Origin of the sequence: Myroides odoratimimus (genome assembly GCF_038039805.1) — a bacterium.
In the GTDB taxonomy this organism is placed as follows: Bacteria; Bacteroidota; Bacteroidia; order Flavobacteriales; family Flavobacteriaceae; genus Flavobacterium; species Flavobacterium odoratimimum_B.
Map to the genome: position 1 here is coordinate 155,732 of NZ_JBBPHK010000003.1, position 25,538 is coordinate 181,269.

Here is a 25,538-nt window from a genome sequence, read left to right on the forward strand (position 1 = left end):
TTCTATTGTTTATTAGTCGTAATAAACAGTATTATTTAATAATTCCATCTGGGGAACCTTAAAAGTTAAACGTGGATCGTTGTATTCATAGATACTGTTAGGAAAATTTAAATGGTTAGATCCATAAGTAAACACTCTTTTATTTCTCTTTATAGTAGCATACGCCTTACCTTCTCCCCAAAGCTCTAATCTAGTTTGAAAAATTATCTCATCAAGCAACACTCTACCATTAAGAGCATCAATATATGAACTGTCTGGTATTCGAAGACTTAGTAATTGCTTTAACATATTCTTAGCTTGCCCTTCATTGCCAATGCGTGCATTTACTTCCGCATTTAATAAATACATTTCTTCAATTCTCATAAACACATAATCAGATTCCACTTGACGCGCTCCATCAACAACTTTTGGTCCTGCAGCATAAAACTTATTTACTGGTATAATAGCATAACTACCAAAATCATATCTACCTCCACGATCATCAACTACAACACCAACTACAAACTGTTCTTTTCTAATATCATTTGATGGTATTTTTGCATAAAACTCTGGGGTTAAACCCTTAGTATCTCCTGCAGAAGGATAACCATACGTGAAAACATCTACTTGTCCATACCAAGATGCTAAATTTAGCTTATTTTCTAAAGTAATCTGAGCATACCACATCCAATTAGGATTCTTTGCAGCTTTATTAAAACCACCTAATAGAACATCTTTTGTCGCTACTGGATACGCACCTTGAGTGATAATATCCTCTGTCAATTTCGCTGCTTCTGCTAATGCATCTTGAGTACCTTTAGCTGCATAAACATAAGACAAGAACCCTTTTGTTACAAAATAGTTAACATTAGCTCCTTTACCTATATTACCCGACTTCTCATAAAGCCCTATTGCCTCAGTTAAATCTGTAATCATTAATTCAAAAACTTCTTTAGTTTTCTTTGCAGGAGCATTCTTAGCAATAGGAGAGGTATAAATAGGTAAGATTTTCTCATCTGCATCATAACCTTGAGTATACATCATCATTAAATTATAATACATATATGCGCGCAAAGCCTTAGCCTCAGCCAATACCTTCATTTGTGAACCGTTTAGTTCTTTTCCTTCAAAACCAGATATTATACTATTAGCTCCTCTAATCATATAATAAAAGAAACGCCATCCTTTATAATTTTCTATTGATGTAAAATTCATAGTACCATCATGGTTACTAATACTTCTATACCAGCCATACTTTAATTCATTTAAATTCATATCACCAGATAACATATCTGTATAAATATCGAATCCCTTTTGTCCAAAATCATCATGTCCTGCACTACCGCCAGATCCCGCTTTCAAGTTATATGCATATAAACCATTCAATGTAGCCTCTCCTAGATGGGGCGTAATCTTAGAAATTTCATCAATATCCGACTTAGACAGAGAACTAGTTGGCTGTGTTTCTAAAAAATCATTTGAACAACCACATAATATCAATCCTATTATTATAATAAATCCTTTTTTCATGTCAATATTTATTAAATTAAAACTTCACTTTTACGCCACCAGTAATAGTAGATAGAGGGGAATACTGGTAGGTTGATGATTGTCCAAACTCTGATCCTGTTGGGTTAAATCCTTTTCGTTTTGTAAACAATAACAAATTATCACCAGATACATAAAAACTTAACTCTGCTAAACCTAGTTGTTTTACATAAGCTGACGGCAATCGATAACCTAAGCGAACATTATTAATACTCAAAAAATCACTTTTAGTCAAAAATCTAGTTGACACTCCATTAACATTAGTATCAGCATTACTTGACAACCTAGGCACATCAGTTAAATCTCCAGGTTTTTGCCAACGGTTTCCAATATCTTTATGCCAGTTATTACTACCTATTTTACTATTCCCCATAAGTCCTGCATAGGCGCTATCGTAAGCATATCCTCCAAGGCTATAAAGCATTTGAATACCTAATTCCCAACCTTTGTAACCAGCATTTAAATTAATACCTCCTCTTAACTTTGGAATAGCAGATTTGCCTACATAATTCAGAGTACCTTCTGCATAACTTGTTGTTGTTTCTTTTGTCAATTTTCCTCCCATCTCAGGATTTTTTGCTAAAAAATCTACTAATGACTCCACATGTCGCTTCTGGCCATCTTCCCCTATGTAAGTATAAGTATACCATTGAGCTTGACCTGTTTCCGAATTAACCCCAGCCCATTCCCTTATATAAAAATCTGCTAGAGAATGTCCTGAAGACCTACCATAAACCCCAGATACATCAATTGTCTTCTCTTCACCAGTAGAAGGGTCATTAGGCATTCTTTTCAACTTATTTCTAAGGTACTCTCCATTAATAGACAAATCTATATAAGCATCTTTTGATTTTAAGATATGCCCCACAAGATTAAACTCAAGTCCCTGATTTCTAAGTCTCCCATCATTAACAGTTATGGATTGGAACCCAACAGAAGGTCCTATTCCCCTATTAAAAATTAAATCATCTGTATTCTTAATATAATAGTCTATACTAACATCTAAAAACTGTTTTAAACTAAATTCTGTACCGACTTGGAACATTTTAGCTTTTTCCCACGTCAACTCAGCATTACCAATCCTTCCTTCATATATAGCAAGATCTCCACCATAAGTCCCTATATCCCAATAGTTTTCACCTGCATAATATGTCCCTACACTCTGATCTCCCATTACACCATAACTAATCTTCCATTTTAAATTACTAAATAGCTTTTGATCATTCATGAAATTTTCACGCGACATAACCCACGAGGCTCCCAATGAACTAAATGTTCCCCATTTTTCATTTTTAAACCTTGATGAACCATCTCTTCTAACAGATCCTGTTAAGAAATATTTATTAGCAAAATCATAATTTAATTGTCCAAAAAAACTTTCTATGGTATAAACATCTTTATAACCGCTAGTTGGTAATGTTACACTACCATTATTCATCTCTGTTCCATGTGGGTTTCCTAAATCTTTCTTACCCATTGAGTTCAAACGATATTCATAAGAACTATTTTCGTGCGCAACGAGCGCTTCAATACCATGCCCTCCAAAAGCTTTTTTATAGCGAAATAACTTAAGCCAATTATAAGTAAACACTTCACTTTTACTTTTGTAGATAGACCCTTTGCTTGGCACTGATGGTCCATAAAACATACTACCCAAAATATCTCTGGTATTATTATAATACTGTCCTCCTACAGTAGTTTCAAACGTTAATCCATCATATAACTTAACATTAAATGAAGCATTAGCATTTATTTCATCTCGCATTCCTTTATTTTTTCCATAAGTAGCGTCAGCTATAGCGTTAGTTTGAGAACCAAATCCTCTACCTCTACCGTAATCATACTCATAACCTCCATATACGTCTTTTAAAAAACCTCCATCTGCATCTCTTAAATAAAGAGGATAAATAGATGGGATATTCTGAGTAAACCAAAACAGACTGCCTGAATCACTACTCTGTCCACTATTATTACTTTCTGAATGTGAATAACCAATATTCATTTTCGCATCCAACCAATCTTTAGGTTTATGCTGTAGATTAAGTCTTGCTGTTAGACGTTCGAAGTCAGATTTAATAGAATATCCCTCATCACTTAAGTAACCTATGGAAGAATAATAAGAAGACTTATCGCTAGATCCTCCCATATTGAGGTTCACCTCTGTACGTTTTCCACTTCTAAAAGCATAATCCTTCCAATTCTCAGGATTGTACTTTCTACTTACTCCAGCATAAACTTGACCAGTACTAGGGTCTATTAATTCTGTACCGTCTTTTACATTCCACATATTGTAATGAGAAGAAATACCATATTGTGGATTAAAAAGATTCTTACCTGCCCAAAGAAGTGCTTGCTCATCTGTAAACTTTCCTCTAATTTTTCCGAAATTTTTCAACGCTTCAAATGAATACTCCATATAAAGTTCTGGAGAAGTAATAATATCATATTCTGGTAAAGCTCGCCAGTTAACTCCCGTCTTAGCTTCTACTTCTATATAAGACTTTACACCTTTTCCATTCTTTGTATTGACAATAATAACTCCATTTGCACCACGAGATCCATAAATAGCTGTTGCTGTCGCATCTTTCAAAACAGTCAAAGAACCAATGTCAGCAGGGTTTATAGAGGAGAAATTTGAGTTATAAGGCACTCCATCTAGTATAATTAAAGGACTCCTATTACCATTAATCGAGCCAAATCCACGAATACGAATAGTAGGTTCCGAACCTGGTTGTCCAGTAGCATTTATAATTCGAACACCAGCTGCTTCACCTGACAGTGCTACAAGCGCATTAGAAACACTTTTACTTTCTATACTCTTTGCACTAATTTGCGATGCTGAACCAGAAAAAGATTCTTTAGTTGAAGTCCCATACCCTACAACAATAACTTCATCTAAAATATGTTCATCTGACAATAATTCTACATCATAAGTAGATGCTCCCCCTACCTTATAAGTAACATCCTTCATACCGATAAAACTGAACACAAGTACATCTCCTGCTTTAACATTTAAAGAATAATTACCATTTAAATCTGTTTGAGCCCCCTGACTTGTTCCTTTTATAGTAACCGAAACACCTGGAAGAGGCGTTCCTCCATCACTCACTTTCCCTGTAAGTGTCTTGTTTTGTGCGTGCCCTACACTTACTGAAAGTAATAGTAAACTAGCATAAAACCAATTAAGTCTAAATTTCTTCATAAAAACATTGATTAGTTAGTATGACAAATCTAAACACAGTAGTTAACAATAAATTAACATAAACAAAGAACTATAAAGTATTTGTAATAGAATTCAAATAAAAAAGCCCATCCAAAATTTGGATGGGCTTAATATTTAAAAGTCTTATGGATTCTGTGGTCTCAATTTTGAGTTAGCATTTATTTCTCCTATCGGAAATTGGAAAAGCAACATTTCACTTCCTGCTTCAAATTTAACATCTGCTCCAGGAACATAAACATGGCTACTATTCTTTTTCTTTCTATCAATACCCATATTCCATCTTTTCAAATCAGAAAAATTAAACCCTTCTCCCCATAATTCTATTCTACGCTGTTTACGTATTTCATCTCTTAAATCATTTCCACTTAAACTAGAGGCTTTATAATCTTTTTGTCTAGATTCCATAAGTATTTCTAACGCCTCTATAGCCTTATCAGTTGCCCCGCCCTCAAATGCGGCTTCAGCAAAGTTCAAAAGCATCTCAGACTTACGCATATAAATATAATCTCCAGTAAAACTAGTAGACTTATCATAGAATTTTAAATTAGCTAGTAATGGGATTCTTCCCTTACCACCAGGCAAAATTACATCCCCAACACTTGGACTAACTAGAGTGTCCTTTTGATTATTGAACCATTGTTTACGTAAATCTTTATCATCAATCTGGATGTAAAGACTATTATCAATCATCTTATAAGCACCAATTGTACCTCCATAACCTCTATTAAAACTATCCATATGTGAAAAGAAAGAGGCATAACCAGTAGCATTAGCTGCACTAATATCAAATCCCCAAAGAACATCTGGATTCTGTATATTCGAGAAACCATCATTCAAATCTTTAAAATTAACAGCACTTAAAGAATTATTCAAAGCCTGAAGAGAAAAAGCTTGTGCCTTAGCCCAATCATTGGTATACAAATAATATCTACTAGCAATTCCTGCAACTGCTTGTTTTGATAATATTTCTTTTGACACTGAACTATAATTGCTTAATATATCTAAACTTTCTGTTAGATCTTTTTCTATGAATGCCTTCATATCATCAATAGGGGCACGTTCATAAAATATAACAAGATTTCCAGTGCTCTCATCTAGATATTCATAACCATGGCTTAAGCCATTATATCCAAAATATCTTAAAAGATTAAAATTAGCATAGGCTCTCAAAGCCAAAGCTCTTCCATAAGCATAATCCGTCTTGTATGAAGTTGGTTTTGATTTATACACAAACTGCATAACTAAATTAGCATTATGAGCTAATTTTGCATAGTTATTATACAACATTCCCGATCCTCTATAATCCTCATAACGAAACAAATGTTGATAGTGAAAACCAAAATGAGACATCGCAGCAAATACTAAATCTTCTCCCATTGCATCAAGTGCAATATCTATTGATTTAATACCAAAATCTTCATGCGTAGTAGTACCTCCTATCGCAGATTTTGCTGTATTTGCATAATTACCAGCTTCCAAGCTTTCTATCAGGTTCATTGCTGACTCTGGAAATGCAGCAAGTTTACTAATTTTAGTATCAGAAATTGCATCTCTTTGTTCTGCTTCCGCAAAATCCTTAGAACAGCTTGCAGTAAACATAATTCCTAAAAGGAATATACTATAATATATTTTTCTCATAATTTTTACTATTAAAATTGTAAGTTAACCCCAAACATTACCGTAGTATATAAACTATACCCTGTACCTGAAGTACCTGTCAAATGCAAACGAGGATCATAACCTTTTCTTTTACTAAATAACAAAGGGTTGTCGACAATAGAGTAAACTCTTAATTTATCTAAACCTATTTTTTTAGTTACTGAAGGAGTAAAGTTATAGCCCAAAGTTACATTTTGAAGAGACAAATAATCCGTTTTGACTAATTGTGCAGTTGACCTTGAATATGCTCCTTGAGCATCTTGAATATACAACATAGGAGTACTTCCATTAGTATTGGTTGGCGACCAAGCATTCGAATAATCCTTATGCATATTTTGCCCTGGTCTAACATCAAAGAATCCATAATACTTAGAATCTAATCCATATCCTCCTAATTGATACGCAAAATTAGCACTCAAATCAAAACCTTTATATTCAACGTCTAAGCCAAATCCTCCATAAACCTTTGGAAGAGAGCTTTTATCAATTCGTTGATTAGTAGCTAAATTACTATCCTCTACAATAGAACGTACTCCTGTCTCTGGATCAATTCTTACGAATTGAGCATTACCGTTCTCTTTATTAACTCCAACGTATTCTTTTAAATAAAAATCATATACAGACCCACCTACTTCACGAATAAACTGTCCATCAACAATTCTATCTTGACCTTCTGGTAACCTAGTAATTCTGTTTTTATAATGAGTTGCATTAAAATTAAATCCTAATCTAAAATCATCTTGACGAATAATATCTCCATTTAAAGATAATTCAAAACCAGTATTCTTCATATCTCCTGCATTCAATGGTTTAGAAGCAACTCCAGAAACAACAGGCATAGGAACTAAAAATAACATATCATTAACTCGGCGCTGAAAGTATTCGAACTCAACATTTAAACGCCCGTTTAAAATTGATCCTTCAAATCCAATATTAAAGTTTTTATTTTTCTCCCAAGAAATATCTTTTGTACCTTGAAAAGTTTGATTAATAATAACAGCCGCATCAGCATCAAAGGTTGGAGCAACGATCCATTTATCTTGATAAGGATTAATAATTCCTAAATTATCATTCCCCTGTTCACCATAACTAGCTTTTAATTTTAAATTGTCTAACCATGATACATTTTCCAAGAAACCCTCTCTACTAATTACCCATGCTCCACCAACTCCAAAGAAAGTCCCCCATTTATGATCTGGATGAAAATACGAAGAAGCATCACGTCTTATACTTGTATTAACAAAATATTTATTTGCATAACCATAATTTAATCTAGCAAAATACCCTTCTAATTTATAATCATTTCCTCCTCCTTCTGCAGAATTAATAGCAGATGCATGATTTATATAAGGGCTATCTGGAAAGACCATATTAGTACGTTGAACATACAAATCATCTTTAGAACGAGACATAGTTTCATGTCCTAATAAAACATCTATAGAGTGATTACCGAATCCTTTACTATAATTTAATAATTGTTGATGAGTCACTGCAAACATCATATCATCAGTTTGATAAATTCTACCTTTAACTCCAGTACCACTACCATAAAGTGGATTCTGTGTTTGACGCAGAAGAGAACTATACATATCTCCTGAAAGCACATATTTAAAAGAGAAGCCATCAAATAATTCCGCATTCAAAAAAACTGTCCCAAACAATTGATGAATCTGATTTTTACGCACATTATTAATCCCCTCAGCATACGCATTTGAATTTCCTCCAAATGGTCTTAAGTAAGGAGATATTGTCCCAGAACCGTCATCAAATAGATTATTGCCTAAATCATCTTTCATGATTTTCCCATCTAATCCATAAGCGTGCACTGGATAAATAGGAGCAATCGTATTGTTCCAAAAGAAAGGGTTAACATAACTTGAGTTTGCACCAGTAGCATAACCTCCTCCCATAGGATCCTTCTGAACAATATTTGCGTAACTTAAATTCCCTCCCATTGAGAATATCTTATTCAACTTAGAATCTAAATTTAACCTTACTGTCGTTTTTTCAAAAGTTTGAGTCTTTACAATACCATCATTACTTTCATGTCCAACTGACATATAATACTTCAAATTCTCACTTCCCCCTGCTAAACTAATATTATTATTGCTCACAAAACCATTTCTAAAAATAAAATCCTCATAATTTTCATGATATCTTACACTTGCATTAGGATTCAATTTTCCATTAGCCAGCACAACTTCATTATTAGCAACATTATAAATATTATGCCCTAATCCATTACCTAGAGTAGTTAAAGACCCATTGTTTCCAATTAAATTATTTGATGCCAACTGTAACGACTCCTCCCAAGTTCTATTAGAGCTTTGACCAGCACGATAGTAACTCCCTGCCAAAGCTTGATGATAAGCCTCATAGTACATTCCAGGATCAGTAATTCTATCATACTCACGATAATTTTTATTAGCTATACCAAACTTAGAATCAACAGTAACTTTAACCCCTCCTTCTTTACCTTTCTTCGTTGTAATAATAAGTACTCCGTTTGCTCCACGATTACCATACAAAGCTGCAGCTGAAGCATCCTTTAAAAAAGAAACACTTTCAATATCGGCATTATTAATAGAATTCATTGTTCCATTAAAAGGTACTCCATCTAAAACAATCAAAGGTGCCGAACTTCCATTTATACTACCTATACCTCTAAAACGTATAACTGATGATTGTCCTGGAGCTCCCGAACTATTAAATATCTGAACTCCTGCAACCTTCCCTACTAAGCCTTGAGTCACATTCGTTGAAACAACTGCTTCTATTGATTTAGATTCTACTGTAGCAATAGATCCTGCTACTGACGCTTTACTTTGTGTACCATAAGCAGTTACCACAATAGCATCTAATTCATTACTAGAATCCCCTGTCATAGAGACATTATAAACAGGAGCATCACCCACCTTGTGAGTCACATCATTCATCCCAACAAAAGAGAATACTAAAACATCTCCTTTTTGTACATTTAAACTATAATTACCATTTAAGTCTGTTTGAGTACCTTTATCTGATCCTTTGATCATTACTGTCACTCCTGGAAGTGGTAATCCTCCCTCACTTACAACTCCCGTAAGTTTCTTGTCTTGTGCATAACCTGCGCTTACCGAAAGTAATAGCAAACTAGCATAAAACCAATTAAGTCTAGATTTCTTCATTAATAACATTGATTAGTTAGTGAAACAAATCTAACAAAATATTTGAATTATTTTATAACAACTTTAAGAAATAGTAATAAAACATATTTATAATAAAAAACAATAGATAACTAAAACACAAAAAATAAAAACATAACTTATATAATTAACAAAAAAATAAACTTATAAATATTTCAAACTTATAAATTCATTATAAAATACGAATAATTATATCTTAATTTTTTTCATAAAAAAACCTATAAGAAATTCTTATAGGTTTTTTTATTTTGGATACTACATTAGATTATTTCTCTGGCTCTCTAATTATAACATAATCAAACTTAAACAATTTAGAAGTATCTTTTCCTTTAACTTCTATATTAGTAGGATACCCAAATTCATGAGAGGCAGTCGTTTTAAATGTATATATCTCTCCTGTCTTTTTATTAGTAGCTGTCTCTATATTGTTCTTAGAACTTTGAACAAAACGGATTAGATCACCACCGGGAAAATAGTCAAATGTCAAATTATACTCACTGTGTACAAATGGATTATATCCTGCACCATAAGTATAGGTAAATAATTCACCTGTATGGTCCGATACTGAAGTCAGATTACCACGGTTATCATAGTCATAAGTATAAACTTTATCACTACTTGATGCCTTAACTACATTACCGCTTGAATATTCATACACAAAAGAACTCTTCTTACCTGTCAAATCATTCAAATAATCATTTTTATAAGAAGCTATTAATTTATCATACTCAACTCCTTCATCTGTTGTTATAACGATTGAATTTAAAGCATTATTCTTCAAATAATCAAATTCATACTTTAACAATGGTTTAGAAGGTATCTCTAATTCATTATAGTTCTTATACTCAGATATCTTTCTTAATTTCAAGAAACTATTGTACTCAATATCATATCTAACTTCTACTATATTTTCATTATCATCATTGCTTACTGTCATACGAGCGACTTTAACGAAGTCTCCTTTATTTGGGTCTGGTTTGTAAGGCTCATTATCACTAGAGCTACACGATACGCCTATAGCTCCCATAATCACAGCAAACAAAGCTATTTTTACTTTTTTCATAATATTTGGTTTTAACTGCTGCAAAATAATTCAATTTATCGAATAAAAAAAGGTTGTTTTTCAACAACCTTTTTTTATTTATCACAACTATTTATAAGGGTTTTGCTCTAAAGCGCCTTTATAAACGTTAATCTCATTTAATGGGAATTGCAATATAAAACTATTTGAACCTACTGGTAAATCAAATAATCCTGAATTATATTTATGGTTAGATAAAGTTCCTTCAGTTGCATTTCCTTCATCATCTTTACCTGCTTCACCATAAACACGTTTTAATTCAAGTCCCCAACGTTTCATATCAAGTAATCCGAAACCTTCTCCCCAGAACTCAACACGTTTTTGAAAACGAATTTCATCGATTAATGTCTCACGAGAAAGACCAAAATCTTTTCCAGATTTATCTCTATTTGCAAAATCGTATTTTGCATCACGAGTTTTCATGTAATCTTCAAGTAATTGTTGAGCAAGAGCATCTTGTTTACTATTAGCTAAAGCTTCCATATAATTGAAGAACATCTCTGTTTTTCTCATATAGATATAATCCCCTACAAAGTTAGTTTTATCAACAAACTTTGTATTGTTATATTTCTTCAGCACTCTCTTACCTTTCCAATTACCTCCTTCATATTCTTTTTTACCATCAGCAAACCATTGTACTTTACGAACATCTGAGTTGCTCATTCCATCGTATAAACGTCTATCAATAGATTTTGGTGTAGCTGCTGCTCTACCATATCCTTGATTAAACACATCCATATGAGAGAAATAAGAAGCGAAGAAACCTGAATTCATATTATCGATAGGATATCCCCACATCACATCAGCGTTATTCAACTCACTAAATGTTCCCGCATTTACAACATCGAAACTATTAACAGCTACTTCACCCATAGCTTTTTGAGCAAATTCAGCTGCTTTATCCCATTTCTTAGTATATAAGTAAAAACGAGATAATATTCCTGAAACTACGTTTTTATCGATATAAGATTTATCACGACGTACATAATCAGTACTTTTATCAAAAATACCGTACGCGCTAACCAAATCCTTCTCAATATTCTCTAACATTACTGTTTCTGGGATTCTACCTTCAGTTCTATGACGCTCACCTGTATTATCTACATAGCTATAAGGAACACTTTTTCCATCATGGCTATATAACTGAGTAAGGTATAAATATGAATAAGCTCTAACTGCCAATAAACGTGCATATATAGGTGTTGATGCATAGTTCTTATCTCCTTTCATCAACATTTGAATAGCATTATCACTTAGTGCAATAGACTTTGTATAATAATTATAAATCGTAGCAGTATTACCTGTCTCTACACGATCCTGATAAGTATAAGCGTAAGCAAACCAATCATTTCTAGGGAATACCATGTCATTACTCATAGCATCCATATAAATATCTACAGCTTTTTGTCCGAAATCTTCGTGGCTTCCCACTTCTGCAAATCCAGACATAGCACGTGATCTTTCTTCACCACGCTCTAAAGCATTTACAATAACTGTAGCAGACTCAGGTTTGGCTAACATCCCTTCTATTTGCTCAGTAGAGAAATAATTCCCTTGTTGAGTTTCAGTAAACTCCTTAGAACAAGAAGTCATTAAAATTGCTCCTAAAACTAAAGAGCTATATATAATTTTTTTCATTTTTACCTACGAATTAAAAGTTTAAATTAACTCCAAATGCAAATGTTCTATACAATGGATAACCAGTCCCTGAAAGACCTGTTAAGTTAACACGTGGGTCATAACCTTGACGTTTTGACCATAAAGCTACGTTATCAACCACTCCATAAATACGTAAACGATCTACACCTAATTTTGAAGTTACTTCTTTAGTGAAAGTATATCCTAAAGTAACATTTTGTAAACTTAAATAATCTGATTTGATTAATGCTAAAGTTGAACCACTATAAGCATTTTTCCAATCTGATACATCTACTCTAGGTAAACTTCCTTGTTTTGTAACAGGATCCCATGTTTTGCTAAAGTCATTATGAAGATTGTATCCTGGCTTAACACCAAAGAAACCAGTATACTTAGTATCATAACCATATCCACCTAATTGGTAAGCAAAGTTAGCACCTAAATCAAATCCTTTATACTCAGCATTTAAACCAAATCCACCATATACAGATGGTAAAGCAGATTTATTTAAGTCTTGGTATGTCGCTTCATTCCAGTTCTCTGTAATAGTACGCTCTCCTGTTTCATCATCAATTGCGATAAACTGAGCATTACCATTTTCTTGATTCACACCTACATACTCTTTTAAATAATAGTTATAGATAGAACCACCTTCTCTACGGATAAATTGTCCAGATACGATATCTTTCTGTCCGTCAGGTAATGAAGTAATTTTGTTTTTATAATGTGTAGCATTAGCGTTGAAGTTTAATTTAAAATCTTCTGTTCTAATAATTGCTACATTAACTCCTACCTCAAAACCAGTATTTTTCATGTTACCAGCATTATAAGGTTGAGTTAACACTCCTGTTGTAGACGACTGTGGAACAAAGAACAACATATCATCAACTTTTCTTTCAAAGAATTCAGCATCTATACTAAAAATACCATTAAAGAAAGATCCTTCAAAACCTACGTTAAAGTTTTTGTTTTTCTCCCAAGTGATATCTTTATTTCCTTTGTTAATTAACTCTACAGAACTTGGCGCATCTCCATCTCCACTAGGGAAAAGTGCCCACTGGTCTTGATAAGGGTTAACTCTCATTAAGTTATCATTACCTTGCTCTCCGTAACTAGCCTTAAGTTTTAAGTTATCGATCCAAGTAATATCTTTCATAAAATCTTCAGAAGATATTGCATAAGCCGCACCTACACCAAAGAAAGTTCCCCATTTATTATCTGGATGGAAGTATGAAGAAGCATCACGTCTAATACTAGCATTCACGAAATATTTATTATTATATCCGTAGTTAAGCTTAGCGAAATATCCTTCTAATACATATTTATCTTGTCCTCCATCAGCTGCTTTAATAACACCTCCATGGTTAATAAATGGGCTATCAGGGAACATCATATTAGTACGTTGTACATATAAGTTATCCTTAGTACGATGCATAGTCTCGTGACCTAATAAGATGTCAACAGAATGTTGTCCAAACCATTTGTTATAGTTTAATAACTGTTGGTTAGTCACTGCGAACATTTTATTATCTTGTTGATTAACACGTCCTTTTACACCAACACCTGATCCATAAGTAGGATTCATAGTATAACGTAAAACGTCATTTTGATAATCAGCAGAAATTACATATTTAAATGATAATCCTGCAGCTAATTTAACATCTAAATAAGTAGAAGCAAATAACTGATCAGAAACAGTTTTTCTGTAATCATTTAATCCTTGTGCATAAGGGTTAGAGTTAGCTCCAAATGGTCTAATATTAGGTGCGAATTTACCTGAACCATCATCATAAATAGCACCTCCATCTACATCTCTCATAATGTTTCCATTAGCATCATAAGCATGTACTGGATAAATAGGAGCAATTTTTGACGACCAGAAGAATGGGTTTGCAAAAGCCGTATTATTACCTCTAATATAATCTCCTCCTAATGGATTCTTATTTTCGATATGAGCATAGTTAACACTTGCTCCTAACTTGAAAGTTTCGTTGATACGAGTATTAACATTTAATCTTCCTGTAGTTTTCTCATAGTTATTTGTAGCAACGATACCTTCATTTCTATCATGACCTAATGACAATAAGAATGTAGTATTATCAGTACCTCCAGAAACACTAATATTATTTTGAGTGAATAGCCCGTCTCTGAATAAGTAATCATCATAAAGCTCGTGATACATCAACTGAGCATTAGGATTAATACGTCCTGTCGTAGGATCTATTAACTGATTATTAGGAACATTATAAATATTATACCCTAAGCTACCTATTAAATCATTACTTGCAGCATTAGAAGCATCGGCGAAATTCATAGTTAATTTAGAATCTTTAGGATTCATATAACTATTTCTTAAAGCACCATAGTAAGACTCATAATACTTAGCAGGATTAGTCATCTTATCATAATCTTGGAAATTAGCACTAGCTATACCAACTTTAGTATCAATAGATACTTTAGTTTGTCCAGACTGTCCTTTCTTAGTTGTTACGATAATAACTCCATTTGCCCCTCTATTTCCATACAAAGCTGCCGCAGAAGCATCTTTTAAGAACGAAATAGATTCAATATCAGCATTATTTATAGAAGTTAAAGAACCATTAAATGGAACTCCATCTAATACGATTAATGGTTCTGAACTCGCAGAAATAGATCCTACCCCTCTAAAACGAATAGTAGCCCCGTCACCAGGCGCCCCACTGTTATTAGAAATCTGAACCCCTGCAACCTTACCTACTAAACCTTGTGTAACGTCAGCTGTTGCAACATCTCTAACTTGTTTGCTATCAACTACTGCTACAGAACCAGCAATAGATGTTTTACTTTGCGTACCATAAGCAGTCACAACAACCTCATCAAGCATCTCTTCTTCTGCAGCCATAACTACGTCATACTTAGAAGCTGTAGACACTTTATATTCTTTATCGTTCATTCCGATGAAAGAATATACCAATACATCTCCAGGTTTTACCTTAAGAGAGTAGTTTCCATCTAGATCTGTTTGAGTACCCTCGTTAGTCCCCTTGATTACCACGCTTACACCTGGTAATGGAAGTCCTCCTTCTGATACTACTCCAGATAGAGTCTTTTCTTGTGCAAAAGAAGTTTGCACAGCTAGCCCTGCTGCCAGAGCTAAAGTCCATCTTAACTTAGAAATCATTATTAAATTGAATTAGTTAGTTCACAAATCTAAAAAAGTAATTAGATAACCTAACTAGAATACCCATTATTAACAATACTAACCAATTACATTCACAATACATTAATTAATATTTAAAATATTAACAATTAAAAAATACATACAATCAAATAAAACAACAATACCTAAACATCAAAACAATTGTTTTTTTAACTCAATGCTAAAAAAAACAAAACTGACTTATTTTTTTTAACACTTAAATCTTCCAATACCACTAAATACGCCTTATCACCAAAAATAAATCACTAAAAAACTCATCGTTTTTTAACAAAACATTGAACTAAGAACTATAAAATTTATCATAAGATTCTCTCTAACTATCCAGCTAATATTATTTACATTTGCAGTAATTAAAAACGAGACTTTAGATGTTACTAAAAAATTTCTCCGAGTTTAGCTTAGAAGCTGGTACTGACGAAGCTGGTAGAGGATGCATCGCTGGCCCTGTAACGGCTGCAGCTGTAATACTCCCACTAGACTTTATCAATGAAGAAATAAACGATTCTAAAAAAATCACCTCTAAGATACGATACAAACTCCGAGATATCATAGAAGATCAGGCATTAACTTATAAAGTGACTCATCTTCACGAAGACGCAATCGAAGAACTAAACATCTTACACGCTTCTATTAAGGCTATGACTCTTTCTGTACTTGACTTAAACCCTAAACCAGAGTTTCTCATTATAGATGGAAATAAGTTCACTCCTATCCCAGATTTACCTCATCAGTGTATTGTCAAAGGAGATATGAAATACCTAAGCTTAGCGGCAGCGTCAATATTAGCGAAGACGTATCGAGATGATTATATGGATCAAATCCACGAGGAATTCCCAATGTACAATTGGAAGAAAAACAAAGGATACCCTACTAAAGAACACAGAGAAGCTATTGCAAAATATGGCCCTTGCAAGTACCATAGAATGTCTTTTAAACTTCTACCTGATCAATTAAAACTAGACTTATAATAGCTTAAACACTATAGATTACAAGCACACTTCGGTGTGCTTTTTTATTAACAACATCTCACTACAGTCTACACAATATCTCATTTAGTCCTCATAGATACCTATCATAACATAATGATAAGACACTTATCGCATAGTGATCGCATTAAAAACAGGCAAAAATATGCGACCACTATCCCATCACTATGCGACCACTATGCGATAACTCCCAAAATAGCAGATAAAAAAATAACCTATTCTATGGAAAGAATAGGTTATTGATCTGTATTTTGAAATTGCAATAATTCGCTTAAGAGAAAATTTTATTTACTGCATTAATCGTGTAATCTAAATCTTCATAAGTCAATGCGTCAGTAATAAACCAAGTTTCATAAGATGATGGAGCGATATATACCCCTTCAGCTAATAATCCATGGAAGAATTTCTTAAACGTATCGTTATTACCATATCCTGCTGTTTCGAAATCAACTACTTCTCTTTCGTCAAAGAATACAGAGATCATAGATCCCACACGGTTAATCGTATAAGCTACTTTATTATCTGTTAACACCTTGCGCATTCCTTTTTCTAAATATGCTGTCTTTTCTTCAAGGCGTTTAAATAGATCAGCATCTTTATTAATTTCTTGTAACATCGTAAGACCAGCTGCCATCGCTAATGGATTACCAGATAGTGTTCCTGCTTGGTATACAGGTCCTACTGGTGCAAGGTAATTCATAATCTCGTTACGAGAAGCAAAAGCTCCTACTGGCAATCCTCCACCAATCACTTTACCAAAAGTAACGATGTCGGCATTCACACCAAATAATTCTTGCGCTCCACCTTTCGCTAGACGGAAGCCTGTCATCACCTCATCAAAGATTAATAATGTACCATGCTTATCACATAACGCTCTTAATCCCTCTAAGAATCCTTTTGCAGGAGGTACACATCCCATATTCCCCGCTACAGGCTCGATGATGATCGCAGCTACTTCTCCTTTGTTTGCTTCTAGGATAGACTCTACATTACTCAGATTATTATAATCTGCTAATAAAGTATCTTTTGCTGTACCTGCAGTTACACCAGGACTGTTAGGTGAACCAAAAGTAACAGCTCCACTTCCTGCAGAAATCAAGAATGAATCTGAGTGCCCGTGATAACAACCTTTAAATTTGATAATCTTCTCTCTATCTGTATACCCTCTAGCTAATCTAATAGCACTCATACAGGCTTCTGTACCAGAATTCACAAAGCGAATTTTATCAATATTAGGTACCATAGATACAGCTAGCTCAGCTATCTGTGTCTCTATCTCTGTAGGCATCCCAAAAGAAGTCCCTAGTTTTGCTTTTTCGACTACAGCATTAACTACTGGCTCATAAGCATGTCCTAAGATCATAGGTCCCCAAGAGTTAATATAATCTATAAGTTTATTACCATCCTCATCGTATAAATATGCTCCTTTAGCCTCTTTAACGAAGATAGGAGTTCCTCCGACAGATTTAAAAGCACGTACTGGAGAGTTAACTCCTCCTGGTATCACTTTCTCAGCTTCTGCAAAAAGCTTACTACTTCTTTGGTATAACATATTATTTTATTTTTAAAGTTTGACCTATTGAAAGGTTTGTTCCTGTTAATTTATTCATTTTCTGTACTTGTGCTACAGTCGTATTATATCTCTTAGAGATAGAGTATAATGTATCACCTTTTTTCACTACATGTACCGTCCCTTTACTTTTAGCACTAGACTGAGAAGACTTCGATGTAGATTTAGTTTCTGTTACTGCACTAGGTTTATCAGTCGTTGTAGCTATTGTTCTAGGTCTAGGCCCTGTCACAGTCTTATTTAGCACCTCAGCATCGTATTTATACAGTTCATATCGTTCGATAAGACTGATCAACTTCTCAGCATATCTAGGGTCAGTAGCATACCCCGCACTCTTTAGTCCTACTGCCCATCCTTCATAATCATCCTTTTCTAATAAAAACAGACTGCTATAACGCCCTCTATTCGTTAAGAACAGAGAGTGGTCTGTATAAGATTCGTTAGGATTGCTATATTTTCTAAAGCATTCGTCTGGTGCATCATCTGTATGGCGTACAGACTCACCGTCCCATCCTTGATGACACTTAATACCGAAGTGGTTATTCGCATTTCTACTCAGTGTCCCTTGTCCTGAGCCAGATTCTAACACCCCTTGAGCTAATTTAATACTAGCAGGGATCCCGTATGTCGTCATATTATCTTTTGCAACATCTTTATATGTAAGTATATAGTCGCGTATCATATCAGTCGTCACACTTAGTCTAGAGGTAGCTTCTAAGACCTCACTAGAGCTTCTCTTCTTCTCTTCTTTTTTTCTATCCACTTCATTTTTCTGAAGTTTATCTCTATACTCAGACTTAGACACGAGTTCTTTTTCTTTTACTTTTTTTCCAGTAGGAGCAGGATATCTCTTCGTAGTTAGAGCCTTACTCTTAGGCATTGGAGTTTTCTTGCTAGCACACCCAACAAGAAAGACCATACAAATAAAAAAAATGATTCTTCTATACATACATTACTATTGCTAAATATTTATCTTTTCATTCCAACCTTGCAAGCCACCAGTGTGTATTACAAGTATTTTACTATTATCCTTAAATCTTCCTTTCTTAATCTCTTCTAACACCCCATATATCATCTTACCATTATAAATAGGATCAAACAAAACACCTGTCAGTCTATAGAGTTCTCTTAGAAATGACAGCAATTCCTCATTGTACTTAGCATATCCTCCGAAGTGATAGTCTAAGACTAAGTCCCAATTGTCATTAGTAGCAAACTTACGAATATCCTCATATAAAAAGCTCCCTTTAAGGGCAGGAAAGCCTAATATAGTTTGATTCTGATGAGAACTATTAATAATACCCGCTATCGTCCCTCCTGTTCCTACAGCTGTACAGATATAATCAAAGGCCTCATCACCTTCTTTTAATATTTCTTCTGTTCCCTTTATTGCCTCTGCATTCGTTCCTCCTTCTGGTACTAAATAAAAATCTCCATACCTAGTTTTTAGTCTATCGATGATCTCTACCTCTCCTTTACTTCTATACTCTGTGCGCGTCATAAAACCAAGCGTCATTCCATCCTCTACTGCCTTCGTTAGTGTTGGATTGCCTGCGTAGTTATTTTCTAGCTCTTCACCTCTAATGATACCTATCGTCTCTACTCCACAGATACGTCCTGCCGCGGCAGTAGCGGCTATATGGTTAGAATATGCCCCACCGAATGTCAAAAGCTTACTATATCCTAACTCTTGCGCCTTTAAAATATTGTACTTTAATTTTCTAAACTTATTACCTGATACTTCTTCATGTAATAAATCTTCTCTCTTGACAAAAATAGTAATCCCTCTAGGCAATTCTACTTTTAATTGTTCATTATATACATTCTCGCTCTCAAACATTAGTATTATTTCTTAAGAATGAATAAAGTCTTCTCGTTTTTAAATAGTCAAGATTGTGTTCATATTGATACGCTTCTCTCTCAAACAGGTTCTTACGATATGCCTTTTTCACATCCTTAGTTTGAAAATAACGCCACACAAAATCTAAAACATACCAAAGATAAAATAACACAATCAACAGTTCTATTTGTTGCCTTAGATGGATGCGTTCATGATTTAGTAAATAACAATCTCCTTTAGATTCTGCTGATCTTAAAATAATAAAGGGAAACAATGTTATTCCCTGATATCCTTTAGGAACTAAATATTTACAAACAATTACCACTCTCTTTTTTTAGAACTTTTTAATAATCGAGATATTAATTTTATCCAAGTTTATTACTATCTTCCCATCAGTTTTACTACAGCTAGTGTAATAAAGCGTCAACGTAGCAAAAATAGTTAATGATTTGGCTAATTCACTAGTATTTAAATAAAAATTAATAACAAACAAAAAATTATAAAAATGACTTTTCAAGAACATATTTTACAAGGGATACCGACTGTGTTACCTCCTAAGAAAGAGTATGATTTATCTATCAACCACGCTCCTAAGAGAAAAGAAATCTTATCTGATGATGAGAAAGTATTAGCCCTTAAGAATGCGCTACGCTATTTCCCAAGTGAGAACCACAGCACACTTATCCCTGAGTTCAAAGAAGAACTTGAAAAGTACGGAAGAATCTATATGTACCGTCTACGCCCGGACTACAAGATGTATGCTAGACCGATAGATGAATATCCTGGACAATGTCTACAAGCGAAGGCAATCATGCTAATGATCCAAAACAACCTTGACTATGCTGTAGCTCAACATCCACATGAGTTAATTACTTACGGAGGTAATGGAGCTGTGTTCTCTAACTGGGCTCAATACTTACTGACGATGAAGTATTTAGGAGAGATGACTGACGAGCAGACATTAGTAATGTATTCTGGTCATCCTATGGGACTATTCCCTTCTCATAAAAACGCACCTCGTGTAGTAGTGACTAATGGTATGATGATCCCTAACTACTCGAAACCGGATGATTGGGAAAAGTTCAATGCGTTAGGTGTGACACAGTACGGTCAGATGACTGCAGGTAGCTATATGTATATAGGTCCTCAAGGTATCGTACATGGGACAACAATCACAGTGCTAAACGGCGGTAGAAAAATAGCTAAAAACGGAGAAGGATTAGCAGGTAAGCTGTTTGTGACTTCAGGATTAGGAGGAATGAGTGGTGCTCAACCAAAAGCTGGAAATATTGCAGGATGTATTACGGTATGTGCAGAGGTAAACCCTAAAGCAGTACATACTAGACATTCTCAAGGATGGGTAGATGAAGTAATAACTGATATCAACGCCCTAGTCGTTCGCGTTAAAAAAGCACAAGAGGATAAAGAAATCGTATCTATCGCATACCAAGGTAACGTAGTGGATATATGGGAAGAATTTGACAAACAAGATTTATACATAGACTTAGGTTCTGATCAGACCTCTCTTCACAACCCTTGGGCAGGAGGATACTACCCAGTAGGCGTTGCTTTTGAAGAAGCAAATGACTTAATGGCTAATAACCCAGCTAAGTTTAAAGAACTAGTACAAGAGTCTCTAAGACGACAAGCTGCCGCTATTAATAAACACACAGCTAAAGGAACTTATTTCTTTGACTATGGGAATGCTTTCTTATTAGAAGCTTCTAGAGCAGGAGCTGATGTTATGGCAGCTAATAATATCGACTTTAAATACCCTAGTTATGTACAGGATATTATGGGGCCAATGTGTTTTGACTACGGATTTGGACCATTTAGATGGGTATGTACATCTGGAAATCCAAAAGATCTAGCCAAAACAGATGAGATCGCTTGTGAGGTATTAGAAGAGATGATTAAAAACTCGCCTGTAGAAATACAACAACAGATGGCTGATAATATCCGTTGGATAAAAGGTGCACAAGAGAATAAACTAGTAGTAGGGTCACAAGCTCGTATCTTATATGCGGATGCAGAAGGACGAATTAATATCGCCAGAGCATTTAACGACGCTATTAAAGCAGGTAAGATAGGCCCTGTAGTATTAGGAAGAGATCACCATGATGTATCAGGTACAGACTCACCATACAGAGAAACGTCTAATATCTATGATGGCTCTAAATTCACAGCCGATATGGCTATCCATAACGTTATCGGAGACAGCTTCAGAGGAGCTACTTGGGTATCTATCCACAATGGTGGTGGTGTAGGATGGGGAGAAGTAATCAATGGTGGTTTTGGTATGTTACTTGATGGTACTATTGAAGCACAAAAAAGATTAGAATCAATGCTATTCTGGGATGTTAATAATGGAATCGCTAGAAGAAGCTGGGCTAGAAATGACGAAGCTATTTTTGCAATAAAAAGAGCGATGGAAGTAGAACCACTTCTAAAAGTAACTATTCCAAATATAGTAGATGAAAACTTATTGAAATAACAATTAAAACAATTTCACTCATGAAAGCTATTAAATTATTACCACTAGCTCTATTGATGTTATTTATAGCATCATGTAGTAGCGTTAAAGTAACAGCAGATTATGATAAAGCTGTGGACTTCGAACAATACAAAACGTATGCTTTCTTTAAAGAAGGTATTGATCAAGCAACGATTAATGACTTAGACAAGAAGAGAATTCTAACTGCTATTGATAGTAATCTTACAGCAAAAGGTTTTACAAAAGCTAGTAGCAATCCTGATTTTGTTATTAATATTTTCACTAAAGCGTCAAAACAAGTCAATGTGACTACCCATAACAACTTCTATTCTCCTTACGGATACTACGGTTGGGGATGGGGACCATATTGGGGACCTAATAATACGACAGTGTCTACTTCTATAGAGGGGACACTTTATATAGACGTTCTAGACACAAAGAAAAAAGCCTTAATCTGGCAAGGAATAGGAACAGGATACCTAGACAATGCACCTACTCCAGAGAAAAAAGAAGAGAGAATACATGAGTTTATCGAAAAGATATTATCTAAGTTCCCTCCTACGCTAGAGAAGAAATAATTCTTCCTATAGATGATATACACAGAGGCTTTCCCTTACAGGAGAGCCTCTATTCTTTTATACTTTTCTAAAGAATTCTCTTAATGATTCGATTAAAAACACAACAATAAGGTATTCTGAGTGCCTATCGTCCATTGTTTTTATTATATTTACGACAAACAATAACAAATTTCATTTATGAAAACACAAGAATATGAAAGTAACGACTTGATCGAAAGATTGCCACAGCATTTAAAACAATTTATCAAACCACAGAGTTATCAGGATTATACACCTATTAATCAAGCTGTGTGGCGATACGTTATGCGTAAAAATGTTGATTATCTATCTAAAGTTGCTCACGAATCATATCTTGACGGTCTAGCTAAAACAGGTATTTCTATAGAAAGCATCCCTAGTATGTATGGGATGAATAGAATACTAAAAGAAATAGGTTGGGCTGCTGTAGCAGTAGATGGCTTTATACCACCGAATGCCTTTATGGAGTTTCAGGCGTATAAAGTACTTGTTATTGCATCAGATATTAGACAATTAGAGAATATAGAATACACACCTGCACCAGACATTATACACGAAGGGGCAGGACATGCTCCTATTATCGCTAACCCTGAGTATGCTGAGTATCTGAGACGCTTCGGAGAGATAGGCTGTAAGGCTATTTCTTCTGGCAGAGACTATGAGATATATGAAGCTATCCGCTTACTGTCTATCTTAAAAGAGGCTGAGGGTGTAGAACCTGAAGAAATCAAAAAGGCAGAAGAGCAGGTAGATTATTTACAAGGTATAACAGAAGAACCTTCTGAAATGGCACTTATCCGTAATCTTCACTGGTGGACAGTAGAGTACGGATTAATCGGTACTACGGATAACCCTAAGATATACGGAGCAGGCTTACTATCTTCTATCGGAGAGAGTGCATGGTGTATGACTGATAATGTAAAAAAACTTCCTTACAGCATAGAAGCTGCATACCAAGGCTTTGATATCACTAAGCCTCAACCTCAGTTATATGTAACTCCTGACTTTGCTTATCTAAGTGAAGTATTAGAAGAGTTTGCAAATAAGATGGCTTTAAGAAAAGGAGGCTTAATGGGAATAAACAAACTAATAGACTCTAAAGCCTTAGGTACGATAGAACTGAATACAGGTCTACAGATATCAGGTGTATTTACACGTGTAATCGAACACGAAGGCAAACCTGCTTATGTACAGACAACAGGCAAAACAGCTTTAGCCTATAGAGAGAAAGAATTAGTAGGGCACGGCACAGAGACTCATCCACATGGTTTTGGTACTGCATTAGGTCGTTTAAAGGGAATCAACCTTGCTATAGAAGATATGAGCCCTAGAGATCTAAAAGCTTATAACTTATATGAAGGCAAGCCAGTAACTCTAGAGTTCGAAGGAGGGATCACTGTATCTGGAACTAATATCACGGGTATTCGCAATATACATGGTAAGATTATTCTGATTAGTTTTAGTGACTGTACAGTGAAGCACAATGATGAAGTACTATTCCAACCAGAATGGGGGACTTATGATATGGCTGTTGGTGCTCATGTGATCTCTGCTTTCTCAGGGCCTGCTGACTACCACAGTTTTGATCTAATCAATCATGTTCCTTCTAGCCAAACAATAAAAGCAAAAAGAGACGAGAGTAAAATAAAGCTTGAAAACTTCTACCAAGAAGTTAGAGCCATGAGAGAAGAGAATAAAACAACTGATTTAAACAACGTACTAGATGTTCTAACCAATGAATACCCTTCTGATTGGTTACTTACAGTAGAAATACTGGAATTAGCTAACAAAGCTTCAAATACAGTATTAGCTGAAAAAGCAATGAGCCACCTTAAATCTGTTCAAACAAACAGACCTGAAGTAGCTCATTTAATCAAAGACGGTATAGATATTATTCTAAAAAGCTTATAAAGCCATATCTAATACCAAGTCTTTATCACTTTGAATAACGTTACCTTGATACTCTAGTTTCCAACCTAGAGTATTGGTAACTATTAATATTTTAGAAAGTTCACTTATAAGTCGATTCTCCGCATTCGATTTTAAAGTGGACTTTTCTATTTTATCTTCTAAGTCTTTCTTCACTTTTGCATTAATCTTATTGTAGTCATCTCCTTTAAAAGGGTTGAAAGTACTCTGTTCTACATCTAGTATTTTATAGTCAGGATAGATATTTACTTCTGCTTCTGGTATATATATTAATTGCACTACCTTATTCTTCTCATCGATCTGATATTGCAGTTGACTCAAATCATAAGACACTGTAGCCTTTGCATTAATAATAACCACAGCCTTTTTATCAAAAGAAAGCATATTTAAAAAGTATTTCTGCTGATCCTTATACGTCATTACTTGTGAGAAAGTAGCTTCTGTCACCACTAATTTACTCACGTTTTTTAACTGCTCTTGGATTAGAGCTGTATTGTATTGCATATCATCTTTATCCCCCTTCACAAAGCTGTTATACAAAACAACTCCTGCAAACATAAAGAAGAGCACTATAAATATACCGAAGAGTACGCGCAATAACTTTCTCATAA

Annotated in this window: 16 protein-coding genes; 4 read left to right on the plus strand and 12 right to left on the minus strand. The window is 34.5% G+C overall.

Features of this window, described 5'->3' with window-relative positions; all coding sequences use genetic code 11:
• Positions 1 to 12: 12 nt before the first annotated feature.
• From AABL85_RS04360 to AABL85_RS04390, 7 genes are all read right to left on the minus strand, one after another.
• Entirely contained in the window at positions 13 to 1,509 is a 1,497-nt protein-coding gene (locus tag AABL85_RS04360; protein ID WP_341309308.1) for a RagB/SusD family nutrient uptake outer membrane protein, read from the minus strand.
• A gap of 16 nt (positions 1,510 to 1,525) precedes the next feature.
• Entirely contained in the window at positions 1,526 to 4,729 is a 3,204-nt protein-coding gene (locus AABL85_RS04365; RefSeq protein WP_341309309.1) for a SusC/RagA family TonB-linked outer membrane protein, read from the minus strand.
• Between the two features lie 144 nt (positions 4,730 to 4,873).
• Positions 4,874 to 6,388, minus strand: a complete 1,515-nt coding sequence (locus tag AABL85_RS04370; RefSeq protein ID WP_341309310.1) for a RagB/SusD family nutrient uptake outer membrane protein — start codon at positions 6,386 to 6,388, stop codon at positions 4,874 to 4,876.
• 11 nt (positions 6,389 to 6,399) lie between these two features.
• On the minus strand, positions 6,400 to 9,576 hold the full coding sequence (locus AABL85_RS04375; protein ID WP_341309311.1) for a TonB-dependent receptor: 3,177 nt from the start codon (positions 9,574 to 9,576) through the stop codon (positions 6,400 to 6,402).
• 283 nt (positions 9,577 to 9,859) lie between these two features.
• Positions 9,860 to 10,657 (minus strand): hypothetical protein, encoded by a 798-nt coding sequence (locus AABL85_RS04380; protein ID WP_341309312.1) that lies wholly within the window; start codon positions 10,655 to 10,657, stop codon positions 9,860 to 9,862.
• Between the two features lie 87 nt (positions 10,658 to 10,744).
• Complete coding sequence (locus AABL85_RS04385) at positions 10,745 to 12,313, minus strand: RagB/SusD family nutrient uptake outer membrane protein (RefSeq protein WP_341309313.1); 1,569 nt, start codon at positions 12,311 to 12,313, stop codon at positions 10,745 to 10,747.
• Positions 12,314 to 12,326: 13 nt separating this feature from the next.
• On the minus strand, positions 12,327 to 15,473 hold the full coding sequence (locus AABL85_RS04390; protein ID WP_341309314.1) for a TonB-dependent receptor: 3,147 nt from the start codon (positions 15,471 to 15,473) through the stop codon (positions 12,327 to 12,329).
• Positions 15,474 to 15,880: 407 nt separating this feature from the next.
• Between AABL85_RS04390 and AABL85_RS04395 the strand changes: the two genes are divergently transcribed.
• Positions 15,881 to 16,480 carry a ribonuclease HII gene (locus tag AABL85_RS04395; RefSeq protein ID WP_341309315.1) on the plus strand — a complete coding sequence of 200 codons (600 nt, stop codon included), beginning with the start codon at positions 15,881 to 15,883 and terminating at the stop codon, positions 16,478 to 16,480.
• A 289-nt stretch (positions 16,481 to 16,769) separates the two neighbouring features.
• On the opposite strand, the gene hemL is transcribed toward AABL85_RS04395, so the two are convergent.
• The 4 genes from hemL to AABL85_RS04415 all read right to left on the minus strand — a co-directional run bounded on the left by hemL (position 16,770) and on the right by AABL85_RS04415 (position 20,233).
• Complete coding sequence (hemL, locus tag AABL85_RS04400) at positions 16,770 to 18,050, minus strand: glutamate-1-semialdehyde 2,1-aminomutase (RefSeq protein ID WP_286414303.1); 1,281 nt, start codon at positions 18,048 to 18,050, stop codon at positions 16,770 to 16,772.
• Position 18,051: 1 nt separating this feature from the next.
• Positions 18,052 to 18,948, minus strand: a complete 897-nt coding sequence (locus AABL85_RS04405) for a glucosaminidase domain-containing protein (protein ID WP_131540255.1) — start codon at positions 18,946 to 18,948, stop codon at positions 18,052 to 18,054.
• Positions 18,949 to 19,029: 81 nt separating this feature from the next.
• Positions 19,030 to 19,908, minus strand: coding sequence for a 1-aminocyclopropane-1-carboxylate deaminase/D-cysteine desulfhydrase (locus AABL85_RS04410; RefSeq protein ID WP_131540256.1), 879 nt, complete (start codon positions 19,906 to 19,908; stop codon positions 19,030 to 19,032).
• Positions 19,901 to 20,233 (minus strand): hypothetical protein, encoded by a 333-nt coding sequence (locus AABL85_RS04415; RefSeq protein WP_341309316.1) that lies wholly within the window; start codon positions 20,231 to 20,233, stop codon positions 19,901 to 19,903. Before AABL85_RS04415 ends, AABL85_RS04410 begins: the two co-directional genes overlap by 8 nt.
• Positions 20,234 to 20,413: 180 nt before the next feature.
• Between AABL85_RS04415 and AABL85_RS04420 the strand changes: the two genes are divergently transcribed.
• From AABL85_RS04420 to AABL85_RS04430, 3 genes are all read left to right on the plus strand, one after another.
• The gene (locus AABL85_RS04420; protein WP_341309317.1) at positions 20,414 to 22,402 is read left to right on the plus strand and encodes a urocanate hydratase; all 1,989 of its coding nucleotides are present in this window, start codon (positions 20,414 to 20,416) and stop codon (positions 22,400 to 22,402) included.
• Positions 22,403 to 22,422: 20 nt separating this feature from the next.
• The gene (locus AABL85_RS04425) at positions 22,423 to 22,980 is read left to right on the plus strand and encodes a DUF4136 domain-containing protein (RefSeq protein WP_131540259.1); all 558 of its coding nucleotides are present in this window, start codon (positions 22,423 to 22,425) and stop codon (positions 22,978 to 22,980) included.
• Between the two features lie 177 nt (positions 22,981 to 23,157).
• Entirely contained in the window at positions 23,158 to 24,909 is a 1,752-nt protein-coding gene (locus AABL85_RS04430) for an aromatic amino acid hydroxylase (protein WP_341309318.1), read from the plus strand.
• Here the strand turns inward: AABL85_RS04430 and AABL85_RS04435 are convergent.
• On the minus strand, positions 24,904 to 25,536 hold the full coding sequence (locus AABL85_RS04435; RefSeq protein ID WP_283840453.1) for a DUF4230 domain-containing protein: 633 nt from the start codon (positions 25,534 to 25,536) through the stop codon (positions 24,904 to 24,906). The genes AABL85_RS04430 and AABL85_RS04435 overlap by 6 nt on opposite strands.
• Between the last annotated feature and the right edge of the window lie 2 nt (positions 25,537 to 25,538).

Excerpts from the sequence above, each read along its gene's own strand:
- AABL85_RS04360 (WP_341309308.1), bottom strand. The coding sequence starts at position 1,509 with ATGAAAAAAGGATTTATTATAATAATAGGATTGATATTATGTGGTTGT.
- AABL85_RS04365 (WP_341309309.1), bottom strand. The coding sequence starts at position 4,729 with ATGAAGAAATTTAGACTTAATTGGTTTTATGCTAGTTTACTATTACTT.
- AABL85_RS04370 (WP_341309310.1), bottom strand. The coding sequence starts at position 6,388 with ATGAGAAAAATATATTATAGTATATTCCTTTTAGGAATTATGTTTACT.
- AABL85_RS04375 (WP_341309311.1), bottom strand. The coding sequence starts at position 9,576 with ATGAAGAAATCTAGACTTAATTGGTTTTATGCTAGTTTGCTATTACTT.
- AABL85_RS04380 (WP_341309312.1), bottom strand. The coding sequence starts at position 10,657 with ATGAAAAAAGTAAAAATAGCTTTGTTTGCTGTGATTATGGGAGCTATA.
- AABL85_RS04385 (WP_341309313.1), bottom strand. The coding sequence starts at position 12,313 with ATGAAAAAAATTATATATAGCTCTTTAGTTTTAGGAGCAATTTTAATG.
- AABL85_RS04390 (WP_341309314.1), bottom strand. The coding sequence starts at position 15,473 with ATGATTTCTAAGTTAAGATGGACTTTAGCTCTGGCAGCAGGGCTAGCT.
- AABL85_RS04395 (WP_341309315.1), top strand. The coding sequence starts at position 15,881 with ATGTTACTAAAAAATTTCTCCGAGTTTAGCTTAGAAGCTGGTACTGAC.
- hemL (WP_286414303.1), bottom strand. The coding sequence starts at position 18,050 with ATGTTATACCAAAGAAGTAGTAAGCTTTTTGCAGAAGCTGAGAAAGTG.
- AABL85_RS04405 (WP_131540255.1), bottom strand. The coding sequence starts at position 18,948 with ATGCCTAAGAGTAAGGCTCTAACTACGAAGAGATATCCTGCTCCTACT.
- AABL85_RS04410 (WP_131540256.1), bottom strand. The coding sequence starts at position 19,908 with ATGTTTGAGAGCGAGAATGTATATAATGAACAATTAAAAGTAGAATTG.
- AABL85_RS04420 (WP_341309317.1), top strand. The coding sequence starts at position 20,414 with ATGACTTTTCAAGAACATATTTTACAAGGGATACCGACTGTGTTACCT.
- AABL85_RS04425 (WP_131540259.1), top strand. The coding sequence starts at position 22,423 with ATGAAAGCTATTAAATTATTACCACTAGCTCTATTGATGTTATTTATA.
- AABL85_RS04430 (WP_341309318.1), top strand. The coding sequence starts at position 23,158 with ATGAAAACACAAGAATATGAAAGTAACGACTTGATCGAAAGATTGCCA.
- AABL85_RS04435 (WP_283840453.1), bottom strand. The coding sequence starts at position 25,536 with ATGAGAAAGTTATTGCGCGTACTCTTCGGTATATTTATAGTGCTCTTC.